Source organism: Streptomyces sp. NPDC023541, from assembly GCF_055559995.1.
In genome coordinates this window covers 456,946-482,313 of sequence record NZ_JBVHJO010000003.1, presented here as the reverse complement: position 1 = coordinate 482,313, position 25,368 = coordinate 456,946, and the positions used below count along the sequence as shown (strand labels likewise).

The 25,368-nt window shown below is 70.3% G+C and carries 21 protein-coding genes; 9 read left to right on the top strand and 12 right to left on the bottom strand.

Features of this window, described 5'->3' with window-relative positions; all coding sequences use genetic code 11:
• Positions 1–4 precede the first annotated feature (4 nt).
• Genes ACZ3X1_RS09745 through ACZ3X1_RS09730 form a run of 4 tightly spaced genes read right to left on the bottom strand, consistent with a single transcriptional unit; the run spans position 5 to position 7,905 of the window.
• A complete protein-coding gene (locus tag ACZ3X1_RS09745) occupies positions 5–1,756 on the bottom strand; it encodes a GAF domain-containing sensor histidine kinase (RefSeq protein ID WP_390075315.1) in 1,752 nt (583 codons plus the stop codon).
• A 10-nt stretch (positions 1,757–1,766) separates the two neighbouring features.
• Positions 1,767–5,360 (bottom strand): thiol reductant ABC exporter subunit CydD, encoded by a 3,594-nt coding sequence (gene cydD / locus ACZ3X1_RS09740; protein ID WP_467278579.1) that lies wholly within the window; start codon positions 5,358–5,360, stop codon positions 1,767–1,769.
• 19 nt (positions 5,361–5,379) lie between these two features.
• Positions 5,380–6,381: a cytochrome d ubiquinol oxidase subunit II gene (gene cydB, locus ACZ3X1_RS09735; RefSeq protein WP_362628660.1), complete on the bottom strand. Its 1,002-nt coding sequence runs from the start codon at positions 6,379–6,381 to the stop codon at positions 5,380–5,382.
• Positions 6,382–6,399: 18 nt separating this feature from the next.
• Positions 6,400–7,905 carry a cytochrome ubiquinol oxidase subunit I gene (locus ACZ3X1_RS09730; protein WP_467278272.1) on the bottom strand — a complete coding sequence of 502 codons (1,506 nt, stop codon included), beginning with the start codon at positions 7,903–7,905 and terminating at the stop codon, positions 6,400–6,402.
• 187 nt (positions 7,906–8,092) lie between these two features.
• On the opposite strand from ACZ3X1_RS09730, the gene ACZ3X1_RS09725 reads away from it, so the two are divergent.
• Positions 8,093–8,461 (top strand): cyclophilin-like fold protein, encoded by a 369-nt coding sequence (locus ACZ3X1_RS09725; RefSeq protein WP_467278269.1) that lies wholly within the window; start codon positions 8,093–8,095, stop codon positions 8,459–8,461.
• 89 nt (positions 8,462–8,550) lie between these two features.
• Here the strand turns inward: ACZ3X1_RS09725 and hisC are convergent, their stop codons facing one another.
• Positions 8,551–9,630 carry a histidinol-phosphate transaminase gene (gene hisC / locus ACZ3X1_RS09720; protein WP_467278265.1) on the bottom strand — a complete coding sequence of 360 codons (1,080 nt, stop codon included), beginning with the start codon at positions 9,628–9,630 and terminating at the stop codon, positions 8,551–8,553.
• A 361-nt stretch (positions 9,631–9,991) separates the two neighbouring features.
• Here hisC and ACZ3X1_RS09715 point away from each other — a divergent pair, with 361 nt between their 5' ends.
• The 3 genes from ACZ3X1_RS09715 (at position 9,992) to ACZ3X1_RS09705 (ending at position 13,655) form a co-directional block, all read left to right on the top strand.
• Positions 9,992–11,107 (top strand): LacI family DNA-binding transcriptional regulator, encoded by a 1,116-nt coding sequence (locus ACZ3X1_RS09715; RefSeq protein ID WP_356811320.1) that lies wholly within the window; start codon positions 9,992–9,994, stop codon positions 11,105–11,107.
• Positions 11,108–11,322: 215 nt separating this feature from the next.
• Positions 11,323–12,687: a metallophosphoesterase gene (locus ACZ3X1_RS09710; RefSeq protein ID WP_467278576.1), complete on the top strand. Its 1,365-nt coding sequence runs from the start codon at positions 11,323–11,325 to the stop codon at positions 12,685–12,687.
• Between the two features lie 149 nt (positions 12,688–12,836).
• The gene (locus ACZ3X1_RS09705) at positions 12,837–13,655 is read left to right on the top strand and encodes a hypothetical protein (RefSeq protein ID WP_467278261.1); all 819 of its coding nucleotides are present in this window, start codon (positions 12,837–12,839) and stop codon (positions 13,653–13,655) included.
• Positions 13,656–13,677: 22 nt separating this feature from the next.
• On the opposite strand, the gene ACZ3X1_RS09700 is transcribed toward ACZ3X1_RS09705, so the two are convergent.
• Positions 13,678–14,436, bottom strand: a complete 759-nt coding sequence (locus ACZ3X1_RS09700; RefSeq protein WP_467278259.1) for a hypothetical protein — start codon at positions 14,434–14,436, stop codon at positions 13,678–13,680.
• A 322-nt stretch (positions 14,437–14,758) separates the two neighbouring features.
• On the opposite strand from ACZ3X1_RS09700, the gene ACZ3X1_RS09695 reads away from it, so the two are divergent.
• On the top strand, positions 14,759–15,847 hold the full coding sequence (locus ACZ3X1_RS09695) for a glycosyltransferase (RefSeq protein WP_356811317.1): 1,089 nt from the start codon (positions 14,759–14,761) through the stop codon (positions 15,845–15,847).
• Between the two features lie 83 nt (positions 15,848–15,930).
• Here the strand turns inward: ACZ3X1_RS09695 and ACZ3X1_RS09690 are convergent, their stop codons facing one another.
• Both ACZ3X1_RS09690 and thiC read right to left on the bottom strand, forming a co-directional pair.
• Complete coding sequence (locus ACZ3X1_RS09690) at positions 15,931–17,115, bottom strand: hypothetical protein (protein WP_467278256.1); 1,185 nt, start codon at positions 17,113–17,115, stop codon at positions 15,931–15,933.
• Between the two features lie 253 nt (positions 17,116–17,368).
• On the bottom strand, positions 17,369–19,156 hold the full coding sequence (thiC, locus tag ACZ3X1_RS09685; protein ID WP_467278253.1) for a phosphomethylpyrimidine synthase ThiC: 1,788 nt from the start codon (positions 19,154–19,156) through the stop codon (positions 17,369–17,371).
• Between the two features lie 211 nt (positions 19,157–19,367).
• Between thiC and ACZ3X1_RS09680 the strand changes: the two genes are divergently transcribed.
• The gene (locus ACZ3X1_RS09680) at positions 19,368–20,747 is read left to right on the top strand and encodes a YibE/F family protein (RefSeq protein ID WP_356811314.1); all 1,380 of its coding nucleotides are present in this window, start codon (positions 19,368–19,370) and stop codon (positions 20,745–20,747) included.
• A gap of 93 nt (positions 20,748–20,840) precedes the next feature.
• On the opposite strand, the gene ACZ3X1_RS09675 is transcribed toward ACZ3X1_RS09680, so the two are convergent.
• The 4 genes from ACZ3X1_RS09675 to ACZ3X1_RS09660 all read right to left on the bottom strand — a co-directional run bounded on the left by ACZ3X1_RS09675 (position 20,841) and on the right by ACZ3X1_RS09660 (position 23,107).
• The gene (locus ACZ3X1_RS09675; protein ID WP_356811313.1) at positions 20,841–21,290 is read right to left on the bottom strand and encodes an SsgA family sporulation/cell division regulator; all 450 of its coding nucleotides are present in this window, start codon (positions 21,288–21,290) and stop codon (positions 20,841–20,843) included.
• A gap of 97 nt (positions 21,291–21,387) precedes the next feature.
• Positions 21,388–22,125, bottom strand: a complete 738-nt coding sequence (locus ACZ3X1_RS09670) for an IclR family transcriptional regulator (RefSeq protein WP_390075570.1) — start codon at positions 22,123–22,125, stop codon at positions 21,388–21,390.
• Positions 22,126–22,410: 285 nt separating this feature from the next.
• The gene (locus ACZ3X1_RS09665; RefSeq protein ID WP_356811311.1) at positions 22,411–22,638 is read right to left on the bottom strand and encodes a DUF5326 family protein; all 228 of its coding nucleotides are present in this window, start codon (positions 22,636–22,638) and stop codon (positions 22,411–22,413) included.
• Positions 22,639–22,789: 151 nt separating this feature from the next.
• Positions 22,790–23,107: a cupin domain-containing protein gene (locus ACZ3X1_RS09660; protein ID WP_030956841.1), complete on the bottom strand. Its 318-nt coding sequence runs from the start codon at positions 23,105–23,107 to the stop codon at positions 22,790–22,792.
• A gap of 89 nt (positions 23,108–23,196) precedes the next feature.
• On the opposite strand from ACZ3X1_RS09660, the gene ACZ3X1_RS09655 reads away from it, so the two are divergent.
• The 3 genes from ACZ3X1_RS09655 to ACZ3X1_RS09645 are packed head-to-tail and all read left to right on the top strand — an operon-like array spanning position 23,197 to position 25,246.
• Positions 23,197–23,577 carry a phage holin family protein gene (locus ACZ3X1_RS09655; RefSeq protein WP_356811310.1) on the top strand — a complete coding sequence of 127 codons (381 nt, stop codon included), beginning with the start codon at positions 23,197–23,199 and terminating at the stop codon, positions 23,575–23,577.
• A gap of 11 nt (positions 23,578–23,588) precedes the next feature.
• Positions 23,589–24,080 carry a low molecular weight protein-tyrosine-phosphatase gene (locus ACZ3X1_RS09650; protein ID WP_390075326.1) on the top strand — a complete coding sequence of 164 codons (492 nt, stop codon included), beginning with the start codon at positions 23,589–23,591 and terminating at the stop codon, positions 24,078–24,080.
• Positions 24,077–25,246 (top strand): cystathionine gamma-lyase, encoded by a 1,170-nt coding sequence (locus ACZ3X1_RS09645; RefSeq protein ID WP_467278247.1) that lies wholly within the window; start codon positions 24,077–24,079, stop codon positions 25,244–25,246. Before ACZ3X1_RS09650 ends, ACZ3X1_RS09645 begins: the two co-directional genes overlap by 4 nt.
• The last annotated feature ends 122 nt before the right edge of the window (positions 25,247–25,368 follow it).

Below are 25,368 nucleotides of genomic sequence, written 5' to 3'. Positions count from 1 at the left end.
AGCCCTACTGGAGTGGGGCCTCCCACACCAGGGTGGTCCCGCCGCCGTCGTCCCCGATGCCGGGACCGTAGGAACTGGTGCCGCCGAGCGACTCCGCCCTCCGCCGCAGGTTGCGCAGGCCGCTGCGCCGACCGCTCTCGGGGATGCCCACTCCATCGTCGGCGACTTCCAGCCGGACTCCGGCCCTGCCGCCGGGCAGCGTGACGGTGCAGTCCAGCACCACCTCGATCCGGGACGCCTCGGCGTGCCGGAAGGCGTTGGACAGCGCCTCGCGCAGCGCGGCGATCAGGTTCTTGCCCGCCAGCTCTCCGACGACCGTGTCAATCGGTCCGAGGAAGCGGTGGGCGGGTTTGAAGCCCAGCGGGACCGCTGCCATGTTGATCTCCCGCAGGACACGGGTACGCAGCCCGGACGGGGCTTCCGCGGGCCCCTGCTGGAGGGCGAAGATCGCCGTGCGGATCTCCTGGATCGTCACGTCCAGTTCGTCCACGGCCTTGCCCACGCCGTCGCGCACCTCGGGGACGATCGACCGGCGCTGGGCGCCCTCCAGCATCATTCCGGTGGCGAACAGTCGCTGGATGACGAGGTCGTGCAGGTCACGGGCGATCCGGTCACGGTCCTCGAAGACCGCCAGCCGCTCCCGGTCGCGTTGCGCTTCGGCCATCATCAGCGCGAGCGCCGCCTGTGAGGCGAACTGGGTGGCCAGGGTCCGCTCGGCTTCGGTGAAGGGCCGCTTGTCGCGGGCGCGCGGGGTGACCAGCGCTCCCAGCACCCGCCCCCCGCTGTGCAGGGGCAGCATCATGCAGGGGCCGTACGGGCTGGTGAGCCGGCTGATCATGCGGGGGTCCGACGAGGCGTCGTCGGTGAAGACCGGCTCCCCCCGCAGCAGGTGGTCGACCACCGGGCTCTCGGCCGGTATCACCACGCCGAGCGACGTGGCGGGGTTCTCCGCCGATACCGCGACGATCTCCATCCCGCCCTCTTCGGCGGGCAGCAGGACGATCCCGGCGGCGGAGTCGGCCAGTCGGCGGGCCTGCTCGGCCACCACCGAGAGGGCGTCGTCGGCGTCCCCGCCGGACAGCAGGGCGGTGGTGACGGCGACCGACCCGTCGATCCAGCGCTCGCGCTGGGTGGCGGCCTCGTACAGGCGGGCGTTGCCGATGGCGATACCCGCCTCGGTGGCCAGGACCCGGACCATGTGGAGGTCATAGTCGTTGAACTCGACGCCGCCGTTCTTCTCGGCCAGGTACAGGTTGCCGAAGATCTCCCCCTGCACCCGGATCGGGACGCCGAGGAACGTCTTCATGGGCGGATGGTGCGCCGGGAAGCCCGCCGAGCGCGGATCCTTCGTCAGGTCGGCGAGCCGCACGGTGTCGGAGTGCGAGATCAACGCTCCGAGCAGGCCCCGCTTCCCGTCCGGACGGTGTCCGATCTTCCGGGCCAGTTCGGGGCTGATCCCGTGGGTGACGAAGTCCGAGAGCCCGCGGCCCTCCGTGTCGACGACACCGATCGCCGCGTAGTGGGCGTCCGCCAGCTCGGCCGCAGTCTCGCAGATGCGGTCGAGCGTGGAATGGAGCTCAAGGCCGGTACCGACCGACCGCATGGCCTCCAGCAGCTGCGGCACCCGGGCCGTGAGCTCGGTGGACAGGCCGTGCAGGCTCTTGGTTGCCTGGGTGGCTGCCACCAAGGGGTCCGGTGTTCCCTGCGATGGATCCGACAGCGGATCCGGTGATTCGTGCGGTGGCTGCGCTGACATGATCCTGAGCCTAGTTAGTCCCCATTAGAGGGGAAAATTGGCCAAACCTCCCGTCAGTTTCCCGTTCGCGCTCCAGCATCCGGCGCAGCGGCCCCTCGACGGCGGCCAACTCCGCGTACCCGCCGCGCTGCACGACCTCGCCGCGGTCCAGCACGAGCACCTCGTCGACCGCCTCCAGGCCCGCCAGCCGGTGCGTGATCAGCACGGTGGTCCGGCCCTCCGTCGCGGCCAGCAGGTCCGCGGTCAGGGCGTCCGCCGTGGCCAGGTCCAGATGTTCGGCCGGCTCGTCCAGGACCAGTACGGGGAAGTCCGCCAGCAGCGCCCGGGCCAAGGCCAGGCGCTGGCGCTGGCCGCCCGAGATCCGCTCGCCGTGCTCACCGACGAGCGTGTCCAGCCCGTCCGGCAGGCCGTCCGCCCAGTCCAACAGCCGGGCCGCGGCCAAGGCGTCCCGCAGCTGCTCCTCGCTCGCCCCGGTCCGGGCCAGCCGGAGGTTCTCCCGGACCGAACTGTCGAAGAGGTGCGCGTCCTGGGCGCACAGGCCCACGAGCGCGCGTACGTCGTCACCGTCGAGCGTGCGCGCGTCGGCGCCGCCCAGACCGTAGGAGCCTTCGGCCGGGTCCAGGAAGCGGAGCATGACCTGGGCCAGCGTGGTCTTGCCGGAGCCCGAGGGGCCGACGACGGCGATACGGCGGCCCGCTTCCAGGGTGAGGTCCAGCCCGCGCAACGCGTCCCGCTCCTGGCCCGCGTGGCGGGCAGTGAGCCCGATCAGCCTGAGCGGGAAGGGGGAGGCGGGAGATGCGGCGGGCTCCTCCGGCTCGGCGACGGGCACCGGGGCGTCGATGACCTCGTAGACCCGTTCGGCGCTACGGCGTACCCGCTGGCGGTACTGGACGGCGAGGGGGAGTCCGCTCACCGCTTCGAAGGCGGCGAGGGGCGTCAGGACCGCGACGGCCATGGCGACCCCGGACAGCCGTCCGTCGTGGACCGCGTTCGCGCCGACGGCCGCGGCGGCCACGACCGTGAGCCCGCAGACGAGGGCGGACAGCCCGCCGCCCAGCCCTCCCGCGGCGGCGCCCCGGGCGGCGATGCGCGTCAGGACGCCGTCGCTCTCCCGGGCCCGACCCTTGCGGTCCTCCAGCGCGCCGGCCACGGTCAGCTCCGCGGTGCCGGTCAGCAGGTCGGCCACCCGGGTGGCGAGCTCGCCCCGGGCGGGCGCGAGCCGGCGCTCCGCACGGCGGGCGCAGGCACCGCTGACCAGCGGCACCCCGACACCCGCGGCGAGGAGGCCGACGGCGAGCACCGCTCCGGCCTCGGGCAGCAGCCAGGTGGTGAAGGCCACGGAACCCGTTCCGACGAGCACCGCGGTGCCGACGGGCAGCAGCCAGCGCAGCCAGTAGTCCTGCAGGGCATCGGCGTCGGCGACCAGGCGGGCGAGCAGGTCCCCGCGGCGGTGCTCGCGCAGCCCGGCGGGCGCGATGCGCTCCAGCCGCCGGTACACCGACACGCGCAGGTCGGCGAGCATCCGCAGGACGGCGTCGTGCGAGACGAGCCGCTCCGCGTACCGGAAGACGGCGCGGCCCAGTCCGAAGGCCCGGGTCGCGGTGACGGCCACCATCAGATAGAGGACGGGGGGCTGTTCGGAGGCCCTGGAGATCAGCCAGCCCGACACGGCCATCAGGCCGACGCTGCAGCCGACGGCCAGTGCCCCGAGCAGCAGGCCCAGCCTGAACCGTCCCTGCCATGCGCTGGCCACCGCCCGCACCCGGCGCAGCGGATCGGCCCCGCCCGCGTCGGAGGTGCCGCCGGGCCTCACCCGCTCGGGGGCGGCCCCGAGGATCCACTCTCCGGCGTCCGCGTCGAGACCACCGGGGGAGGGCTCCTCGGCCACGGCCCCGGACACTCCGGGGCGGGGGAGCGGCCCGGCGGGCAGGGCGGTTCCGGGGCGGGCAACCTCGGGGACGGGACCGGCCGTCATCCGGACCACCCGGTCCGCGACGGCGAGCAGGGCCGGCCGGTGCACGACCAGGAGCACCGTCCGCCCTGCGGAGAGCCGCCGGACCGCGTCCACGATCCCCGCCTCGGTCTCGCCGTCCAGCGCCGCCGTCGGCTCGTCCAGCAGCAGCACCGGCCGGTCCGCCAGGAAGGCCCGGGCCAGCGCCAGGCGCTGCCGCTGCCCGGCGGAGAGTCCCACACCGCCTTCGCCCAGCAGGGTCTCGGCCCCGCGCGGCAGCGCGGACACGAAGTCCCAGGCCCCGGCGTCCTTCAGCGCGGTGGCCACCTCGCCGTCACGGGCTTCCGGGCGGGCCAGCCGTACGTTCTCGGCGACGGTCCCGGCGAAGAGGTGCGGCCGCTGCGGCACCCACGCGATCTGCTCCCGCCAGTGCTCCGGAGACAGTTCGTCCAGGTCCGTACCCGCGATCCGTACCCGCCCGGCGGTCGGCCGCACGAATCCCAGCAGCACCTGGAGCAAGGTGGACTTGCCGGCTCCGCTCGGGCCGGTGAGGGCCACGCACTCCCCCGGTCCGACGGTCAGCGAGACGGGACGGGGCGAGTCCTCGTCGCGGCCCTCGTAGCGCACGGCGACGCCGTCGATCTCGATCCGCAGGGGGGCGCCGCCCGGCAGGTGCGCCGTACCGGCCGGGCCGGCCGTGGGGGCCTCCAGGACCTCGAAGATCTCCTCGGCGGCCGCCAGCCCTTCCGCGGCCGCGTGGTACTGCGCTCCCACCTGCCGCAGCGGCAGATAGGCCTCGGGGGCGAGGATCAGGATGACCAGGCCGGTGTACAGGTCCAGTTCGCCGTGGACCAGCCGCATGCCGATGGTCACGGCCACCAGTGCGACCGACAGGGTCGCCAGCAGTTCCAGGGCGAAGGACGACAGGAACGCAATGCGCAGCGTCCGCATCGTCGCCCGCCGATAGTCGTCGGTGATCTTGCGGATCGACTCGGCCTGCGCCTTCGCCCGGCCGAAGACCTTCAGCGTGGGAAGACCGGCCACCACGTCGAGGAAGTGCCCCGACAGCCGCGAGAGGAGCCGCCACTGGCGGTCCATCCGGGACTGGGTGGCCATCCCGATGAGGACCATGAACGCCGGGATCAGGGGGAGCGTGACCACGATGATGGCCGCCGACACCCAGTCCTCGGTGACGATGCGGGCGAGCACGGCCACCGGCACCACGACCGCGAGCCCCAACTGGGGCAGGTAGCGGGAGAAGTAGTCGTCGAGCGCGTCCACGCCCCGGGTGGCCAGCGACACCAGCGACCCGGTCCGCTGTCCGCCCGGACGCCCCGGCCCGAGCTCCGCGGCCCGGTCCAGCAGCCGCCGCCGCAGCTCCGACTTGACCGCCGCGCCGGCACGGTGCGCGGCCAGCTCCGTCAGCCACGCGATCAGCGCCCGGCCGAGCGCCACCGCCGCGAGGAGCAACAACGGCGTACGGAGCGCCGCGCCGTCGAGACCCGCCTCGAAGGCGCCGACGACGATCTCGGCGACGAGCATCGCCTGCCCGACGACCAGCCCCGCCCCGGCAAGCCCCAGGGCCACCACCGCCCCCAGGAAGAGGCGGGTGGAACGGGCGTACCGGAGCAGGCGCGGGTCGATCGGTTTCACGTGAAACATCCCTCCAGGGTCAGTGGGCGTCGACGATGTGCTGCGTCCCGATCCGCTTGCGGAACACCCAGTACGTCCAGCCCTGGTAGAGCAGCACGAGCGGGGTGGCCACCGCGGCCAGCCAGGTCATGATCTTCAGGGTGTACGGGCTGGACGAGGCGTTGGTGACCGTGAGGTTCCAGGCCGCGTCGAGCGAGGAGGGCATCACATTCGGGAAGAGCGTCAGGAACAGCATTGCCACGGCCGCCGCGATGGTGATCCCGGACAGTGCGAACGACCAGCCCTCGCGGCCCGCCAGGTTGAAGCCGAGCGCCCCGAGCAGGGCCAGCACCGCCACGGCCATCGCGACCAGGCTCTTGCCGTCGCCGCGCGAGACCTGGGTCCAGATCAGGAAGACCAGTGCCAGCACGGCGGCGACGAGGCCCAGCACGGTCGCCGTCCCCCGCGCGCGGTCCCGGATGTCACCGACGGTCTTGAGCGAGGCGAAGACCGCGCCGTGGAAGGTGAACAGGGTGAGGGTGACCAGCCCGCCGAGGAGCGAGTAGACGTTGAGCAGGTCGAGGAGACTGCCGACGTATTCCTTGTTCTGGTCGATCTTCACTCCGCGCACGATGTTGGCGAAGACCACGCCCCACAGGAAGGCGGGGACCAGCGAGGTCCAGAAGATCGCGTGTTCCCAGTTGGCCTGCCAGCTGTCCTCGGGGCGCTTGTGGCGGTACTCGAAGGCCACGCCGCGGATGATCAGGCAGATCAGGATGAGCAGCAGCGGCAGGTAGAAGCCTGAGAAGAGGGTGGCGTACCACTCGGGGAAGGCAGCGAAGGTCGCACCGCCGGCCGTGAGCAGCCACACTTCGTTGCCGTCCCACACGGGCCCGATCGTGTTGATCAGGACGCGCTTCTCCACACGGTCGCGGGCGAGCAGCTTGGTCAGTACCCCGATGCCGAAGTCGAAGCCCTCCAGGAAGAAGTAGCCGATCCACAGGACGGCGATCAGCACGAACCAGACGTCGTGGAGCTCCATGGTGCGTTCTCCTCAGCCTCAGTACGAGAAGGCCATCGGCCGGTCGGGGTTCTTGTCGTCCCCGCCGATCTTGGTGGGCGGGTTGAGGTCGGCCTCGGTGAGCTCCGGCGGGCCGAGCTTGACGTACTTGACCAGGAGCCTGACCTCGATCACGGCCAGCACGGCGTAGAGCAGGGTGAAGCCGATCATCGAGGTGAGCACCTCACCCTGGGAGACGTGCGGCGAGACCGCGTCCCGGGTGCGCAGGACTCCGTAGACCACCCACGGCTGGCGGCCCATCTCGGTGAAGATCCAGCCCCAGGAGTTGGCGATGAGCGGGAAGCCCATGGTCCAGAGGGCGACGATCCAGTAGAGGTTGCCGAACTTGGGGCTCAGCGCCTTCTTGAAGAGCACCAGGTTCGGGACCTCGTCCTCCCCTGTGCGCAGCCCCGGCGGGAGCAGGAACTTCCGGCGGGTGAGCCAGAGCCCCAGCATGCCCACCCCGAGCGAGGCCATGCCGAAGCCGATCATCCAGCGGAAGCCCCAGTAGGCGACCGGGATGTTGGGCCGGTAGTCGCCCGGCCCGAACCTCTCCTGCTCGGCCTTGTTGACGTCGTTGATGCCCGGGACGAAGGAGGTGAAGTCGTCGTTGGCGAGGAAGGACAGCAGGCCAGGGATCTCGATGGCCACCTTGTTGTGGCCCTTCTCGACGTCTCCGTAGGCGAAGACGGAGAAGGGCGCGGGCGCCTCGCCGTCCCAGAGGGCCTCGGCGGCGGCCATCTTCATGGGCTGCTGCTTGAACATGACCTTGCCGAGGAGGTCACCGCTGATCGCCGTGCCCATGCCAGCGATGATCAGGACGACGAGGCCCAGGCGCAGCGAGCTGCGCATCACGGGGACGTGCTTCTTGCGCGCCAGGTGGTAGGCGGAGACGCCGGCCATGAACGCACCGCCGACGAGGAAGGCGGCCGTGATGGTGTGGAAGAACTGGGTGAGCGCGGTGTTCTGGGTGAGCACCAGCCAGAAGTCGGTGAGCTCCGCCCGGCCGCGCTCCTCGTTGATCCGGTACCCGACCGGGTGCTGCATCCAGGAGTTGGCCGCCAGGATGAAGTAGGCGGACAGGATGGTGCCCATGGACACCATCCATATGCAGGCCAGGTGGATCTTCTTGGGCAGCTTGTCCCAGCCGAAGATCCACAGCCCGATGAAGGTGGACTCGAAGAAGAAGGCGATCAGCGCTTCGAAGGCGAGAGGGGCACCGAAGATGTCACCCACGAACCGCGAGTAGTCGGACCAGTTCATGCCGAACTGAAACTCCTGGACGATGCCGGTGACGACACCCATCGCGATATTGATCAAGAAAAGCTTGCCCCAGAACTTGGTGGCCCTGAGGTACTTCTCCTTCTGTGTGCGCACCCAAGCGGTCTGCAGGCCGGCCGTGAGCGCGGCGAGCGAGATCGTGAGGGGCACGAAGAGGAAGTGATAGACGGTGGTGATGCCGAACTGCCATCGCGCCAGGGTTTCTGGCGCCAGAGCCAGGTCCACGTCTCGTCTCCTTCGTGTCGCCGCGATCACAAGGAAGTCCGCCTCCCAAACGCACTCAAGCCAGGAGGAAGCAGACGCGCTTGTGAACGCGTTCACATTCACAAGCATTATGGCGCACGGCTTTTTGCGACCTTCACGCGGGGTACCCCTCTAGCCAATCCATTCAACAGATTGTTGAATGCGGCTCATGCAGATTCGAATCTCCTGGCCTTCGGGCCAGCTCACCGCAACCCTGGACGAGACCCCGACCAGCAAGGTGCTGGCCGAGGCCCTTCCCATCTCCGCCTCCGCCCATACCTGGGGCGAGGAGGTCTACTTCGACACCGGCGTCTCCGCTGCCCTGGAGGACGACGCCCGCCAGGTCGTCGAGCCCGGCACCGTCGCGTTCTGGACCGAGGGCGACGCACTCGCGCTGCCCTACGGCCCGACGCCCATCTCGCGCGGAGGCGAGAGCCGCCTGGCGAGCCCGTGCAACGTGCTCGGCTCGTTCGACGGCGACCCCCGCCTGCTTTCCACCGTTCGCGACGGCGATCCCGTCCGCGTGGAACTGGCCTGAGCCTCCCCGGCCCGGCCGTCCGCGCCCGCGGACCCCAGAGCTGCCGTCCGCGCCCGCGGCCGTAGAGCTGCCGTCCGCGCCCGCGGACCCTAGAGCTCCTTGAAGAACGCCTCCGCCGTGTGCAGGAAGAGGTCGTTCGCCTCGGGCTCACCGATCGTGACCCGAAGGCCCTCGCCCGCGAAGGGCCGGACCACCACACCGGCCTTCTCGCAGGCGGCCGCGAACTCCACGGTCCGCTCGCCGAGGCGCAGCCACACGAAGTTCGCCTGGGTGTCCGGCACGGTCCAGCCCTGCGCCAGCAGCGTCTCGTGGACCCGCGCGCGCTCGCCCACCAGCGCCCCGACCCGGCCCATCAGCTCGTCCTCGGCCCGCAGCGAGGCCACCGCCGCGTCCTGCGCGAGCTGGCTGACACCGAAGGGCACCGCCGTCTTGCGCAGCGCCGCCGCCACCCGCTCGTGCGCGACCGCGAAGCCGACCCGCAGGCCGGCGAGCCCGTACGCCTTGGAGAACGTACGCAGCACGGCGACGTTGGGGCGGTCGCGGTACAGCTCTATGCCGTCCGGGATGTCCGTGTCGCGCACGAACTCGCGGTACGCCTCGTCCAGGACCACCAGGACGTCCGAGGGCACCCGGTCCAGGAAGCGCTCCAGCTCGGCCCGGCGCACGGCGGTGCCGGTCGGGTTGTTCGGGTTGCAGACGAAGATCAGCCGGGTCCGCTCGGTGATCGCCTCGGCCATGGCGTCCAGGTCGTGCACGTCCCCCTCGGTCAGCGGGACCTGCACCGGGGTCGCGCCCGAGATCTGCGTGATGATCGGGTACGCCTCGAAGGAGCGCCAGGCGTACATGACCTCGTCGCCCGGCCCGGCCGTGGACTGGATCAGCGACTGGGCCACGCCCACCGAGCCGGTGCCCGTGGCCACGTGCTCGACCGGCACGCCGAACCGCTCGGCGATCTCGTTCACCAGGCCGGTGCAGGCCATGTCGGGGTAGCGGTTGAAGGTCCCCGCCGCCGTGACGGCGCTCTCCAGCACCCCCGGCAGCGGCGGGTACGGGTTTTCGTTGGAGGACAGCTTGTACGCGACGGGCCCGCCCGCGGCAGCCGGTTTGCCAGGCTTGTATGTCGGAATGCCGTCCAGCTCGGCGCGCAGCTTCGGGCTGTTCTCGCTCACCGCAGGTCCTCCTCGACCGTCCCGTACGACGTCGCCGTCGACTCAATACTGCTCACCTTATGAGGATTCCGCCCTTCCGAGAATGGGGGCGCCTGGAATGCGGGGGAGCGCACGCATATATGCGCGCGCCGGTGGCCTGCGCCGTGGCGCGCATCCCTCGTGCAGGTGAGTTGCGACCGACCCGAGACCGCGCCGTTTTGGCATGCCCGGTCCCGCCGACAAGCGCCACCCTCAGCCTGCGCGCTTAGAAGCCTTTATTTCCAAGGTCATTGGGGGTGGCGAACCATGCAGAAACGTGCCTGTCAACGCGTGCATATGCACTCGGACCGCCCACCCCGCCGAGCCCTACTATCGGCTCGCCATGACAGCAGCAGGGAAGCATCAGGTGAGCCGGACCGAGACCACCCGGCGGGCCGCCGGCCGACAGGGCCGGGCCGGCATCAGGGACGTGGCCGCCGCGGCGGGCGTCTCCATCACGACCGTCTCCGACGCGCTCAATGGCAAGGGACGGCTGCCCGACGCCACCCGCCGCCACGTTCGCGAGGTCGCCGACCGGCTCGGCTACCGCCCGTCGGCCGCCGCCCGCACGCTCCGTACCGGCAAGTCCGGCCTCATCGGCCTGACCGTGACCACGTACGGGGATGAACCTTTCACCTTCACCGAATTCGCCTACTTCGCCGAGATGGCCAGGGCCGCCACCTCCGCCGCGCTCGCCCGCGGCTACGCCCTCGTCATCCTCCCCGCCACCTCACGCCACGACGTGTGGTCCAACGTCGCCCTCGACGGCACCGTCGTGATCGACCCCTCCGACCACGATCCCGTCGTCACCGAGCTGGTCCGCCAGGGCCTGCCCGTGGTCTCCGACGGCCGGCCCGCCGGCTCCCTCCCGGTCACCGCCTGGGTCGACAACGACCACGAGGCCGCCGTGCTCGGCCTCCTCGACCACCTCGCCGCCGCCGGCGCCCGCCGGATCGGGCTGCTGACCGGCACCACCACCGACACCTACACCCGCCTGTCCACGACCGCGTACCTCAACTGGTGCGAACGCGTCGGCCAGGACCCCGTCTACGAGTCCTACCCCGCCCACGACCCGTGCGCGGGCGCCGTGGCCGCCGACCGGCTCCTCGCCCGCCCCGACCGCCCCGACGCCGTCTACGGGCTCTTCGACCCCAACGGCACCGACCTGCTCGCCGCCGCCCGCCGTTACGGCCTGCGCGTCCCCGAGGACCTGCTGCTCGTCTGCTGCAGCGAGTCCACCGTCTACGCCAACACCGAGCCGCCCATCACCACCCTGTCCCTCAAACCGCGCCGCATCGGCACCGCCGTCGTGCAGCTGCTCATCGACGCGATCGAGGGCGTGGACACGGGACGCCCGGTCGAACAGGTCGTCCCGACCGAGCTGATCGTCCGCACCTCGTCGCAGCGCAGGCAGCCCCGCACGACCGTCAGCTCGCCCCGATCTCCGGCCCAGGACTGACCGCCAGACCGTCCGGTCGGCCTGATCGGCGGTCGGTCAAGGATTTCAGCAACGCCAATATCGGGCAAAAACGGTAGGAACGATACGCTCCGCAAAGGATTCACCACCCCTGGTGCGTCACACAGTGCGAGCCGCATTCCTATGATGGGCGCACGACATCACGGACCCTCCTCCCCGGAGGTCAGGAGGGTCCGCAGGTGTACGGCAGCGCGACGGTGGTGGAGGGGTCGATGACTCAGGGGGCCGGTCAGGGACCCGCGGTGCGGACGGAAACGCTGCGGGACTTCCGGGTGCCAGTCACCGAACCCGCCGCACCGTACGCCGTATCCACCGGTATGCCCGACGAGGCCCCCGTGTACGGCGAGTACCCCGCGTACTACGAGGACGGCGCACCGGCCGCCGTGCCGCGGCATCCCGGCTACGCGCCGCAGCCGCCCGCGCCGCCCGCGCCGCCGGTCCCGCACCACGATCCGCGCCAGGATCCGCGTCAGGCCCCCCGGCACGACCCGCGCCGGGAAGAGCACCTGCAGGCGCCTTCCCAGGGCCACCCGCACCCGCACCCCCAGACGCACGCCGACACCGACGCCGACGCCGAGCCGGTGCACGCGATGAGCCGGATGAGCCAGGGCCCCGACGAGGACGAACCCGACGGCTACACCCCGACCTACCGGGACCTCCCCGTCATCGGCTCCGGCGCGCTCGGCGGTCCCGGCGACACCGTCCAGGTCCAGTACGTCCCGCAGGACGTCGCCGGGCCCGGCCCGCTGTACGTCGTCGGCGACGTCCACGGCTACCTCGACGAGCTCGTCACCGAACTGCACGCCCAGGGTCTGATCGACTCGGAGGGCCGCTGGTCCGCGGGCAACGCCCGGCTCTGGTTCCTCGGCGACTTCACCGACCGCGGCCCCGACGGCATCGGCGTCATCGACCTCGTCATGCGGCTGTCCGCCGAGGCGGCAGCCGCCGGCGGCTACTGCAAGGCCCTGATGGGCAACCACGAACTGCTGCTCATCGGCGCCAAGCGGTTCGGCGACACCCCCGTCGTCTCCGGTGCCGGCACCGCCACCTTCCAGGCCGCCTGGCTGCTCAACGGCGGACAGCGCACCGACATGGAGCGCCTGCAGGACGTGCACCTCCAGTGGATGTCACGGCTGGACGCGGCCGTCCTGGAGGAGGGCCACCTGCTGCTGCACTCCGACACGACGGCCTACCTCGACTACGGCGACTCCATCGAGGACGTCAACGACACCATCCACGAGCTCCTCAACCGGGGCGACGTCGACATCACCTGGGACCTCTTCCGGAAGTTCACCAAGCGGTTCGCCTTCCGCGACGAGGAGACCGGCCCCCAAGCCGTCCGCGAACTCCTCGACACCTACGGCGGCAGCCGCGTCGTGCACGGCCACAGCCCCATCCCGTACCTGCTCGGCGAAGTGGGCACCGAGGACGGCGACGACTCGCGCGGACCGGAGGCCGTGGACGGCCCGCACGTCTACGCGGACGGTCTCGCCATCGCGATGGACGGCGGCGTGACGATGGCGGGCAAACTGCTCGTCGTTCGACTTCCACTGAGCGACTGAGAGCTCACGCAGAGAGGTATTTCCAGAAAGCCCCTGTCACGGCGTGGTGTGGGCGCTCTACCATCGCTCTATCCGTAGCAGGCTCTCCTCCGTTTCAGCCGGCACCCGGGTCTACGCGCGGCAAACCGGCTTCTACGGAGCATCGGGGGATGCACATGACCAGCGCTCCGCACCTGCTGACCGAAGACCGACCGGAGTTCGAGCGGCTCATCGACGAGGCACTGCGCGCCGCGAGCGAACGGCCCGAACTCGCCACTCTGGGCGAACGGCTGAACGCCGAACAGCTGCGCACGATGGCCCAGGGCGCCAGCGCCCTGCTGGCGGCCGCGGCCGCCGCCGAGTACGTCCACTACGTGAAGGTCCGCGAGGAACGACGCGACGAGGTCCTCTCCGCTCCCGCTGCGACGGGGGACGAGGACGGCGACCGGGGCAGCGGCGGCGGCGCGGGCGTCAGCGCCGTGGTCGCGGTCCTCGCACCGGTCCTGGCCGGCACCGCCATGCTGATCTTCCTGCTCGTCGGCTACATCCTGAAGATGATCGAGCCCGAACCCGCCTTCGCGCAGACCATGCTGACGACGGGTTGGCTCTTCGGGGCGCTCACCGCGGCCGCCCTGCTCTTCGCCGTGATCGGCCTGCTGGTCACGGCCGTCCGCAACAGCGCGACCGAGGTGGTGGCGGACGAGACCGAGTCGGTACCCGACGAGGTGGCGCGGGCCCGCGAGGCCTGGCGCCACGCCCTGCTGGAGCGCGGCATCATCCCGTTCCTGCGGGACGCGCTGGCCGATCCGAGCGCGGGCCCGGGCTTTCCGACCCCCCGCACGCCAGGGGCCGGGCGCATCCCCAGTCTGGGGTACACCCGGCCCGACTTCACCAGTCCGGGAGCCCCTGCGCAGGGCTCCCCTCCCGGCTACACACCACCGGACTTCACCAGCCCGGACTTCGGCGGCCCGGACCACCGGCCGGAGTAGGGGCTCCGGCCGGCGACGGGACCTACTTCAGGGTCTTCGGCAGGTGGTTGGGGTCCATGGGGCGGATCGGCTGGGTGTGGGTACGCAGCGGTGCCGGCGGGTCGCCCGGGTTGGGCTGGGGTACCGTTTCGTTCCACACCCCGTTACAGGTGAGCGTGTCGGGAGTACCCGTGGTCACGTCGCAGAACGTCTCCCAGATCTCGCCAGCCGTGGTGATCACTTCGATGGCGAGCCGGTTGGCCTGGTGGTCGATGGAAACCCCACAGGCGCCGGCCGGATAGTCGCCGTCCTCGTTGGTGGTGAGGTCGTACCAGGTCCAGGGGCCCACCGTGGTGTTCTGGATCTCGCGAACGCCGGCGTAGGTGATGCCGTCAGGCGTGAGTGCCGCCTTGAACTCACGGTCGTTGTTGTCCCGGACGGCGTCGACGTCCACGCAGGCGCCCGCGCCGGTGGCACCGGTCGCACCCGTGGCGCCCGTCGCACCCGTGGCACCGGTCGCGCCGTCCTGGCCGTCCTCACCCGGCTCGCCCTGCGGGCCACGCGGACCCGTGGGGCCCGTCGGACCCCGCTGGCCCTCACACTCGTCGCCGCCGCGGGGGCCCGCCTGGGCGCCCACAGCTCGCGGGTTCCAGCTCGAATCCTCCTTCGACTCGCAGTCGCCGCCGGTCGGGCTCGCCGACCGGACCGTCCCGGTCGCCTGGATGCTCTGCGCGGTGGCGAACGCCGGGCTGGCGATTCCCACCACCACCAGGGCGAGGGAGGCCAGCGCACCTCCCTTCACCACAGCACTCCGCCGGCGGGTTACCGGGCCAAGGGGTGACCTGGTCCTGTTCACGGGGCTCATGTACGCCGCTCCTTCTCGAAACCGGATCGAACGATGTGCGATCGGCCCGGGCGGGCCGCCTCGGCAATAGTGGGGAAATCGGGTTGGAAACACCGGACGCCTCGCTCGGCAGTCATCTCATCGGCCCAGCAACAAGGCCCCAATGGCGGCTCTCACCGTGGCTTCCTTGCACCCCATTGGCCGGATCCCTACGGTCGCCTCACGATCGTCTTCACCACCACCGTGGACGGGATCCTTGAAAGCAAAAATCTGTCTGAACATGATCGTGAAGAACGAGGCCGCGGTGATCAGGCGCTGTCTCGAATCCGTACGTCCTCTGATCGACACCTGGGTGATCGTGGACACCGGGTCGACGGACGGCACCCAGGAGATCATCCGGGAATTCTTCGACGATCTCCCCGGTGTCCTGCACGAACGCCCCTGGAAGGGATTCGACGGCAGCCGCAGCGAGGCGATCGACCTGGCCCGCTCCAGCGCCGACTACCTGCTGTTCCTCGACGCGGACGACGTGATCGAGGTGGACCCCGGATTCCGGATGCCGGAGCTCACTTTCGATTCGTACGGCGTCGCGGTGCACCACCGGCCCGTCATCCACTGGCGGCCCGCGCTCGTCTCCACCCGATTGCCCTGGAAATACGTCGGCGTTCTGCACGAGTACCTCGATTGCGACGCGCCGTTCACCCGGGGGGTCGTCGAAGGCTTCCACATCCGCATCGTCGGCGGCGGAGCCCGCCAGGGCGAAGGGGGCAACCGGGAGAAGTACCTCCGGGATGCCGCGATCCTCGAAAAAGGCCTGCGCGACGAACCCGGCAATGCGCGCTACGCCTTTTATCTCGCCCAGAGCTGGCGCGACGCGGGCGAGCCGGAGAAGTCCCTGGCCGCCTACGACCACCGGGCCACCATGGGCGGCTTCGCCGAGGAGGCCTTCTGCGCCCAGCTCTACGCGGCGCGACTCGCGGCGGGACTCAAGCGCCCGCCGGCCGAGGTGATGGACCGCTACCTCCGCGCCCACGAGAACCGCCCCGGGCGGGCGGAGGCGCTGGGCGATCTGGCGCGCCTGTGCCGGCTCGAAGGCCGCTTCCAGCTGGCGTACCTGTTCGCCCGCCAGGCGGCGCGGATCCCGCGCCCCGACGACATCCTGTTCGTCGAGTTCGACTGGTACGAGTGGCGCGCGCTCGACGAGCTCGCGGTGGCCGCCTACTGGGTCGGCGCGTACGAGGAGTCGCTGGAGTGCTGCGACCGCCTCCTTCGGGAGGGCGGGCTTCCGGAGAGCCAGCGCGAACGGGTCGGTGAGAACCGCGCCTTCGCGCTGTCCAAGCTGGGGCCGGAGTACCAGGTGGTGGCCTGAGGCCCCGCCGCCGTCGAACGGCCGAGGGGCCGGACGCATCCGCGACGATCCGGGATGCGTCCGGCCCCTCTGCGCGAGCCTTCCTAGCTCAGGCGGTTCAAGGGAGCTCCACGCAGCGTGTCCCCCTTGAAGGACTTGCCGCGGAGGACTCCGGTCGGGCCGGGGGTCAGTTCGAACCACCCCTCGTCCCATACGAAGTTGTCCAGGTTGGTGTCACCGTGTGTCTGGTAGACCCGGTTGTCCGTGGTCAGGACCTGGATGTAGGCATTGTTGCCCTGGTCGATGATCGAGATTCCGCAGGCCCGGCCGAACGGGAATCCCGGGTTGTCCTCGTCCGTGAGGTTTTGCCAGACCGGCACACCTCCGGTCGTGGTCGCGCGACCGGCGTAGGCGATGCCGTTCGTGAGGGCGGCACTGAACGACTCGGTGCTCGAAGGCGCGAAGCTGTCGATGTCGCTGCAGGGACCGGTGGCACCCGTGGCGCCGGTCGCACCCGTAGCACCGGTCACACCGGCCGTCCCGGTCGCACCGGTCGCACCGGTCGCACCGTCCTCGCCGTTCACCCCGGAGGCACCGGTGCTGCCCGTGGCGCCGGTGGCACCGGTGGCACCGGTCGCACCCGTAGCACCGGTCGCGCCGGTCGCACCGGTCGCGCCGGTCGCGCCGGTCGCACCCGTAGCACCGTCAGCGCCGGTCGCACCCGTCGCGCCGGTGGCACCGGTCGCACCGTCAGCACCCGTCGCTCCTGTGGCGCCGGTGGCACCCGTAGCACCGTCAGCACCCGTGGCACCCGTGGCACCTGTGGCACCTGTGGCACCCGTGGCACCCGTGGCACCGTCAGCACCCGTGGCACCGGTGGCACCCGTGGCACCGTCCGCGCCATCGGCGCCGTCCGCACCCGTCGCGCCGGTGGCGCCTGTCGCGCCCGTCGGTCCTGTCGGGCCGGGCCTCCCCGGCTCGCACCTGTCGTCGCCGTCGGGGCCGGCCATGAGGTCCGCCGCCCACGGGCCGTCGTCCGGGCCGTGGTCCGGGTTGAAGTCCGGGCCCTGGTCGGAACGGTCGTCCGGACGGTGCTGATGCCCATCGGGCGGGCAGTGGGGGCTGGCCGCGCTGACCTGCTCGGCTGCCTGAACGCTCTGAGCCACGGCGACGGCGGGGCTGGCCACGCCCAGCATCACCAGGGCGAGCGATGCGAGCGTGCCGCCCTTGCGCCAGCTGCTCCTCGGCAGCGGGCCAAGGGTCGACCTGGTCCTGTTCTCGGGACGCATACCACTCCTTCTCGAAACCGATCGAACGGTGGTGGCCTCTCCGGCCACATCGGTAGCGTGGTGATCGCAGCCTTCAACAGAGGGACACCTCGCAGGCAAGTCCACTTATCGGACTATCGATCCGCCACCAATGGGCGCCGTGACGACACGGAACGGCCCCATCTCCCGACGGCACGAAAAACGGGCGGGCCCGCGACTCCCCCCATGGGTCGCGGGTCCGCCCGTCAGCCGGGTCCTGCCCTGCCGGTCGGCGTCAGTCGGCCAGCGGCAGGTAGACGCGGTTGCCCGAAGCCGCGAACTCGGCGGACTTCTCCGCCATGCCGGCCTCGATCTCGTCCGCCTTCAGGTCGCCACCGTGTTCACGGCGGATGTCCTGCGAGATCTTCATCGAGCAGAACTTCGGACCGCACATGGAGCAGAAGTGCGCGGTCTTGGCCGGCTCGGCGGGAAGGGTCTCGTCGTGGAACTCACGCGCCGTGTCCGGGTCGAGGGCCAGGTTGAACTGGTCCTCCCAGCGGAACTCGAACCGCGCGTCGGACAGTGCGTCGTCCCACTCCTGAGCGCCGGGGTGTCCCTTGGCCAGGTCCGCCGCGTGCGCCGAGATCTTGTACGTGATGACGCCGGTCTTGACGTCGTCCCGGTTGGGCAGCCCCAGGTGCTCCTTGGGCGTGACGTAGCAGAGCATCGCCGTGCCCCACCAGGCGATCATCGCCGCGCCGATGCCCGAGGTGATGTGGTCGTACGCGGGCGCGACGTCCGTGGTCAGCGGCCCGAGCGTGTAGAACGGCGCCTCCTCGCAGATCTCCTGCTGGAGGTCGATGTTCTCCTTGATCTTGTGCATCGGGACGTGGCCCGGGCCCTCGATCATCGTCTGGACGTTGTGGCGCTTGGCGATGGTGTTGAGCTCGCCCAGCGTCTTCAGCTCGGCGAACTGGGCCGCGTCGTTGGCGTCCGCGATGGAACCGGGCCGCAGACCGTCACCCAGCGAGTACGTGACGTCGTACGTCGCCAGGATCTCGCAGAGCTCCTCGAAGTTCGTGTAGAGGAAGTTCTCCTTGTGGTGCGCGAGGCACCAAGCGGCCATGATCGAGCCGCCGCGCGAGACGATGCCGGTCTTGCGGCGGGCGGTCAGCGGCACGTACGGCAGCAGCACACCGGCGTGGACCGTCATGTAGTCGACGCCCTGCTCGGCCTGCTCGATGACCGTGTCCTTGTAGATCTCCCAGGTCAGGTCCTCGGCGCGGCCGTCGACCTTCTCCAGCGCCTGGTAGAGCGGCACGGTGCCGATCGGCACGGGCGAGTTGCGCAGCACCCACTCGCGGGTGGTGTGGATGTTGCGGCCCGTCGAGAGGTCCATGACCGTGTCCGCGCCCCAGCGGGTCGCCCAGGTCATCTTCTCCACCTCCTCCTCGATGGAGGAGGTGACGGCGGAGTTGCCGATGTTGGCGTTGACCTTCACCAGGAACTTCTTGCCGATGATCATCGGCTCGATCTCGGGGTGGTTCACGTTCGCCGGGAGCACCGCGCGACCTGCGGCGATCTCCTCGCGGACGACCTCGGGGGAGACGTTCTCGCGGATCGCGACGTACTCCATCTCCGGGGTGATCTCGCCCCGGCGGGCGTACGCGAGCTGCGTGACGGCGGCTCCGTCACGGCCCCGGCGGGGCTGGCGGGGGCGGCCCGGGAAGACCGCGTCGAGGTTCTTGAGGCCACCGCGCGGCGAGGTGTGCTTGATGCCGTCGTCCTCGGGCCGGACCGGGCGGCCGGCGTACTCCTCGGTGTCACCGCGGCCGATGATCCAGTTCTCGCGCAGCGGCGCGAGGCCCCGTCGCACATCGGTCTCGACCTGCGGGTCGGTGTACGGACCGGACGTGTCGTACAGCGTCACGTCCTTGCCGTTGGTGAGGTGGACCTGGCGGACCGGCACCCGGATGTCGGGGCGGGAGCCCGCCACGTAGCCCTTGTGCCAGCCCGGCTTGCGCTCGGTCGAGCCGTCGGCGTCCTGGCTGACGGCAGGCGTGCGTGCGTCCTGAATGGTCATGAGACCTATCTCCCTACGCCGGCATTACCCGGTAACAGGTTCGGCGGTCGACGCAGCCTCCTCCCGTACGCATCTGTGATGCGCGTACGGTGATCAGCGTCCTCTCAGCCCGGTGCTCCGAGCTCCCGCGTTGTGCAAAGTAGCCCCCACGCTAGCGTCATCCATGGCGTGCTGAACAGTGGGCCCCCTCATCTCTTGCGATGATCTGCTGGTGACGTCCTCGCCGCAGCCCCCCACCGAGCCCACTGAGCCCCATGGCCACTCCGGCCACACGCACGCCGGACACGGGCCCTCCTCCGGCCACTCCCACAGCCACAGTCACGGACCAGCGGCCCCCGTCTCGAAGCACCTGCGCAAGGTCATCGCGGCGGTACTGATCCCCTTCGCCGTCGCCGTCTTCGTCGGCATGGCGGTCCTCTGGCCGGGCGGCACGCCGGACCACGAGCGGACCGGGGTGGGCTTCGACCGGCAGACCCAGCAGGCCAAGGTCGTGTCACTGGAGCTCGTCGACTGCAAATCCGTGAACGCCGCGCAGGTTCCGGCGGCCGGCGGGGCCTCCACCCCGTCGGGCGGCGGGGCCCGGAGCGCGCAGACCGGCGATTGCAAGAAGGCCACCGTCGAGATCGGGAGCGGCCCGGACAAGGGACGCACCTTCGTGGAGATCGTCCAGCCGGGCGCTCCACGGCAGTTGGCGGACGGCCAGGAGGTGGTGGTGGCGTACGCCCCGGACGCGCCCCGCGACCTGCAGTACTCGGTGATCGACGTGAACCGCAAGCTGCCGCTTGCGGTGCTGGCCGGCATCTTCGCGCTGTCGGTCGTGCTCGTCGGGCGGATGCGCGGGCTGTTCGCGCTGATCGCGCTGATCGTCAGCTTCGGCGTGCTGACGCTCTTCATCCTCCCCGCCATCCTCCAGGGGTCGAACCCTCTGGTGGTCGCGGTGGTGGGCGCGAGCGCGATCATGCTGATCGCGCTCTACATGTGCCACGGCCTGACCGCCCGTACGTCGGTGGCCGTCCTCGGCACGCTCGTGTCGCTGCTGCTGATCGGCCTGTTGGGCTCGGTGTTCATCGACTGGGCGTTCCTCAGCGGCAACACCGACGACAACACCGGGCTGATCCACGGGCTCTACCCCGACATCGACATGAGCGGCCTGCTGCTCGCCGGCATCATCATCGGATCGCTGGGTGTGCTCGACGACGTGACGGTCACCCAGACCTCGGCGGTCTGGGAACTCCACCAGGCCGACCCGTCGATGGGGCCGCGGTCGCTGTACCGGGCCGCCATCAGGATCGGCCGCGACCACATCGCATCGGTGGTCAACACCCTGGTCCTGGCCTACGCGGGCGCCGCGCTCCCGCTGCTCCTGCTGTTCTCGATCGCCAACAGCAGCATGGGGTCGGTGGCGAACAGCGAGCTGGTCGCGGTGGAGATCGTCCGGACCCTCGTGGGCTCGATCGGGCTGGTGGCCTCGGTGCCCGTGACGACGGCACTGGCCGCACTGGTGGTTTCGGCCGACCGGCCGGAATCCCCGGCCGTCGCACCGGGCTCGGGACCGGTACGCGGCGGCCGGGGCCGGCGGCGCAAGCGCTGAACGGCGGTACAGCGTGAGCGGTGGTTCGGCGTGAGCGGTGGTTCGGCCTGAACGGCGGTGCAGCGTGAGCGGCGATCGAGTCCGAACCGCGGTTCAGCCGGCGTTCTGCTCGTTCTGCTTCGCCTCGGCCAGGATTCTGACGAGGGCCGCGTCCAGGTGTTCCTCGAAGTCGCCCGTGTTCCGCTCTTGTCCGAGCGGAACGAGCCGGTCGGTGCGGTCGAGGAACGCGACGAGCGGCGCCGCGCCGGCACGGAACAGGGCCCGGTCACCGCCGACCTGGAGCCGGATGTGGACGTCGGACAACTCCTCGGGGCTGGTGGGGGCGATGTGCACATCGCCGTCACCGCACGGCTTGTTGATGCCGTCGAGGAGGAGCTCCCGGCCGAACGCCCAGGTCACGGGCGCGTCTCCGGGAAGGTGAAAGGTCAGGCGGACTGCGTAGGGATCACGGGCGTCGTACCGGAGTTCCACCGGGATCCGGAACGAGAGCTCCTCGGAAACGAGGAAGCTCATCATGACCTCTGCCTGTACCGACTCGCGCATTGACTACCCCGCTGTAGTGGAAGTGGCCAGGAATGATCCCCCAGGGCCCTCTTGACAAGAGTGGTGGAAGCGCTAGCAGATCACAAGGAGTGAGTTTTCAGATACTGATAGAGAAGGAGAGGGTGCTCAACAGCGCGCCTACTTCACTCCGTAGTCGATCGACTACATACAGCAATCGTTCCTCCTGGTGCAGGGGCAGAGAAATGGCCATAGTTGCGGCCGCATCCCCGGCAGTGATGGGGATGGCGGCACAGACAGTGCCGAGGGCATATTCCTGACGCTCGATTACAGGCTGCATTCGCCCGAGGGCTTCGATCCGCTTCTCCAAGGAGTGCAGATCGCGCACGGTATAAGGGGTGATGGCCTCTACCGGATGACGGTCGTAATAGTCCTTGCGCGCGCCCTCGTCGAGCTGGCCGAGCAGGCACTGCCCGATGGCGTGCGCGTATCCCGTCTCACGGAAGTCGGCCCACTCCTCGCACGCCGGGCTGCCGGGGGTGTCCGAGACGCCCACGACTTCGATTTCACCCTCGCGGTAGACCGCGAAGTAGACGGGAGCCCCGACCGCGTCGCGGAAGTGGGCGAGCGAGTCGAGGATCATGCTGCGACGTTTCTGCTGGAGTCCCGCGCGGGCCAGCCTGCCGGCCGCGTCGCCGAGTACGAAGACTCCGCACTCTCTGCGCAGATAGCCCTCGTGCGTCAGGGTGCGCAGCAGGTGGTAAGCGGTGGGAAGCGGGAGCCCGGCCTCACGCGCCAGCTGCTTCGCCGGGGCTCCCCCGCTGTGGGATCCCGCGGCTTCCAGCAGTCTCAGCGCCCTCTGCACCGAACCGATCAGTGTCGGCACCCCTGCATTGTGGACCGGAGACACAGCTCACCCCCAGGCGTGGCGGCGGGCCTTCAGGGGTGACCCGCTCGGCGGGGGCCACCCCCGCGCATGCCGGATCCTGGGGTCGCGCTCGGCGGGTCGTCGGCACCACCACAGGTCAGGGGGCGATGTCGGCTCTCGGTGCCCAGGGAACGGCACAGATCGCGACTCTATCGACCGGTTCCGGGGCCGCGAGCGGTTCACGGCGTCTCGTTCCCTCAGCTGGGTTAATCCCGCAGCCGCCCCCGCCCGTCACTACCACTCGCCGGACGAGGACTTCGAAGTGCCGCCGCCGACCTTCTTCACGACGAAGATCAGACCGCCGACGAGGCCGACGAAGAGGAGCAGCTTGAAGGCGAACGAGATCAGTGCTCCCAGGATGCTGGTGATGACACCGCCGAAGACGAACAGGGCCAGCAGCGGGACGGCGACCCACTTAACCCACCAGGGCATGCCTGCGAATATCTCTCGGATGCCGTTCATGTCCTCGACCTCTTCCTGGTCTTCCCGTCTGTGACTTCCTGCTCTCGATGCTAGGAGCCCGCGGGCGCCGATCGGGGCCCGCGAGCCCCCGGAGTCCCCTGATCCGCCCCTTAGGGGGATCAGGGCGGCGACCCTCACCGGCGGGACCGGCTCAGCCCTCGGGCGGGGAGAACACCACCATCACCTTCAGGTCCTCGGTGATGTGGTGGAACTTGTGCGGGACGCCCGCCGGGACGTAGACGACGCTGCCGCGCGCCACGGTGGTGGTCTCCTCCCCGACCGTGATCGAGGCCCTCCCGCTGACGACGAAGTACACCTCGTCCTGACCGTGCGGCCGCTGCGGATCGGTCTGGCCGGCGTCGAGCGCGTACAGCCCGACCGACATGTTCCGCTCGCGCAGGAACTGCAGATAGGCGCCGTCGTTGGCGGCCCGTTCCGCTTCGAGCTCGTCAAGCCGGAAGGCTTTCATCGTGGTTGTGCCCCTTGTACTCGATCGTTCCCTCGCATCCGCTGATCTGCGGATGTCCCACCGGGATCTTCTCTGCCACGATCAGACACATGACGAATTTCGTAGTCAAGACGCTCGCCAACGCCGCGGCCCTGGCCGTCGCCGTGTGGCTGCTTGCCGGCATCACCCTCGACGACGGCAGCAGTCTCGGCCGCCGGACACTCACCCTGATCCTGGTCGCCCTGGTCTTCGGCCTGGTCAACTTGATCGTCAAGCCGCTCGTGAAGCTGCTTTCGCTGCCGCTCTTCGTCCTCACCCTGGGGCTGTTCACACTGGTCGTGAACGCCCTGATGCTGCTCCTGACCTCATGGCTGGCCACGCAGCTCGACCTCAGCTTCCATGTCGACGGGTTCTGGACCGCACTCCTGGGCGGCCTGATCATCTCGGTCGTCTCCTGGGCCGTGAACTTGGTCCTTCCCGACAAGGACTGAGCGGGCCGCACGTGTACCGGGTCTGCTTCGTCTGCACGGGCAACATATGCCGCTCCCCCATGGCCGAATCCGTCTTCCGCGCCCATGTCGAACGGGCCGGACTCCACGCCCTCGTCGAGGTGGACAGCGCCGGGACCGGCGGCTGGCACGAGGGCGACGGCGCGGACCCGCGCACGATCTCCGTCCTGGAGGCCGCAGGCTACGCACAGGACCACCGCGCCCGGCAGTTCCACCCGTCCTGGTTCTCCCGCCTCGACCTCGTCATCGCGCTCGACGCCGGACACCTGCGGGACCTGCGGGCACTCGCACCCACTGCACGGGACGCCGCCAAGGTCCGGCTGCTGCGGTCCTACGATCCAGCGGCCACGGCCGGACCGTACGACGTACCGGACCCCTACTACGGGCCGATCGGCGGGTTCGAGGATTGCCTGGATCTCATCGAGGCCGCCGGCCCCGGTCTGCTGGACGCCGTACGCGAGGCGATGAAGGAGCACACCGCGTGAACGAGTACTCCCCCGAACGAACCGGCGAGACGATCGGTGACGGCACCCGCGCCGTGCGCGCCGGTCTGCCCGAGGCCGTCAAGAACGCACCGCCCCTGCCGGGGCCGGTCTTCGCCGCCCACTTCCACCTCCCCGGGGACGTCGAAGGCCCCTACGCCTACGGGCGCGACACCAACCCGACCTGGACCCTGCTGGAACGGGCGATCGGGGAGCTGGAAGCCCCCGGCCAGGACGTGCACACCGTCGTCTTCGCCTCCGGCATGGCGGCGGTCTCCGCCGTTCTCCTCTCCCAGACGCGCACGGGCGACATCGTCGTCCTGCCCGATGACGGCTACCAGGCGCTGCCGCTGCTGCGGGAGCAGTTGGAGGCGTACGGGATCCACGTGCGTACCGCCCCCACCGGCTCGGACGCCCAGCTCGAGGTCCTCGACGGCGCACGGATGCTGTGGATCGAGACGCCGTCCAATCCCGGGCTCGACGTGTGCGACGTACGACGCCTCGCGGGAGCCGCGCACGCCGGCGGGACCCTGGTCGCCGTCGACAACACCCTCGCCACCCCTCTGGGGCAGCGCCCACTGGAGCTCGGCGCCGACTTCTCCGTGGCGAGCGGCACCAAGGGCCTGACCGGCCACGGGGACCTGCTGCTCGGGTACGTCGTGTGCCGCGACCCGGAACTCGCGGCCCGTGTCCGGGGGTGGCGCAAGATCATCGGCGCGATCCCCGGCCCCATGGAGGCCTGGCTCGCCCACCGCTCGCTGGCCACGATCCAGCTGCGCGCGCAGCGCCAGTGGTCCAACGCACTGGCCGTCGCGGAGGCGCTGAGCGAGCGCCGCGACGTGAACGGCGTGCGCTACCCGGGGCTGACCACGGACCCCTCGCACAAGACGGCCGCCCGCCAGATGCGGGGCTTCGGCTCGGTGGTCTCCTTCACTCTGCCCGACCGGGCGCACGCGGAACGGTTCATGGCCGCCCTGCACCTGGTCGAGGACGCCACGAGTTTCGGCGGCGTGCGGTCCACCGCCGAGCGGCGCGGACGGTGGGGCGGCGACGCCGTGTCCGAGGGCTTCATCCGTTTCTCCGCCGGAGCCGAGGACACCGATGACCTGGTCGCGGACGTCCTGCGGGCCCTCGACCGGGCCCTCGACCCGGCCGGTCACGATCGCTGAACAGCAGTGGAAAGGGCGGTCCGAGCCTCCCCCCTAGTGGCTCGGACCGCCCCGGGTTCCGCGCGCGAAGAACCACGCGTCAAGGCTAATTGACTCTGCGTCAGAGTCCAATCACGGTAGCG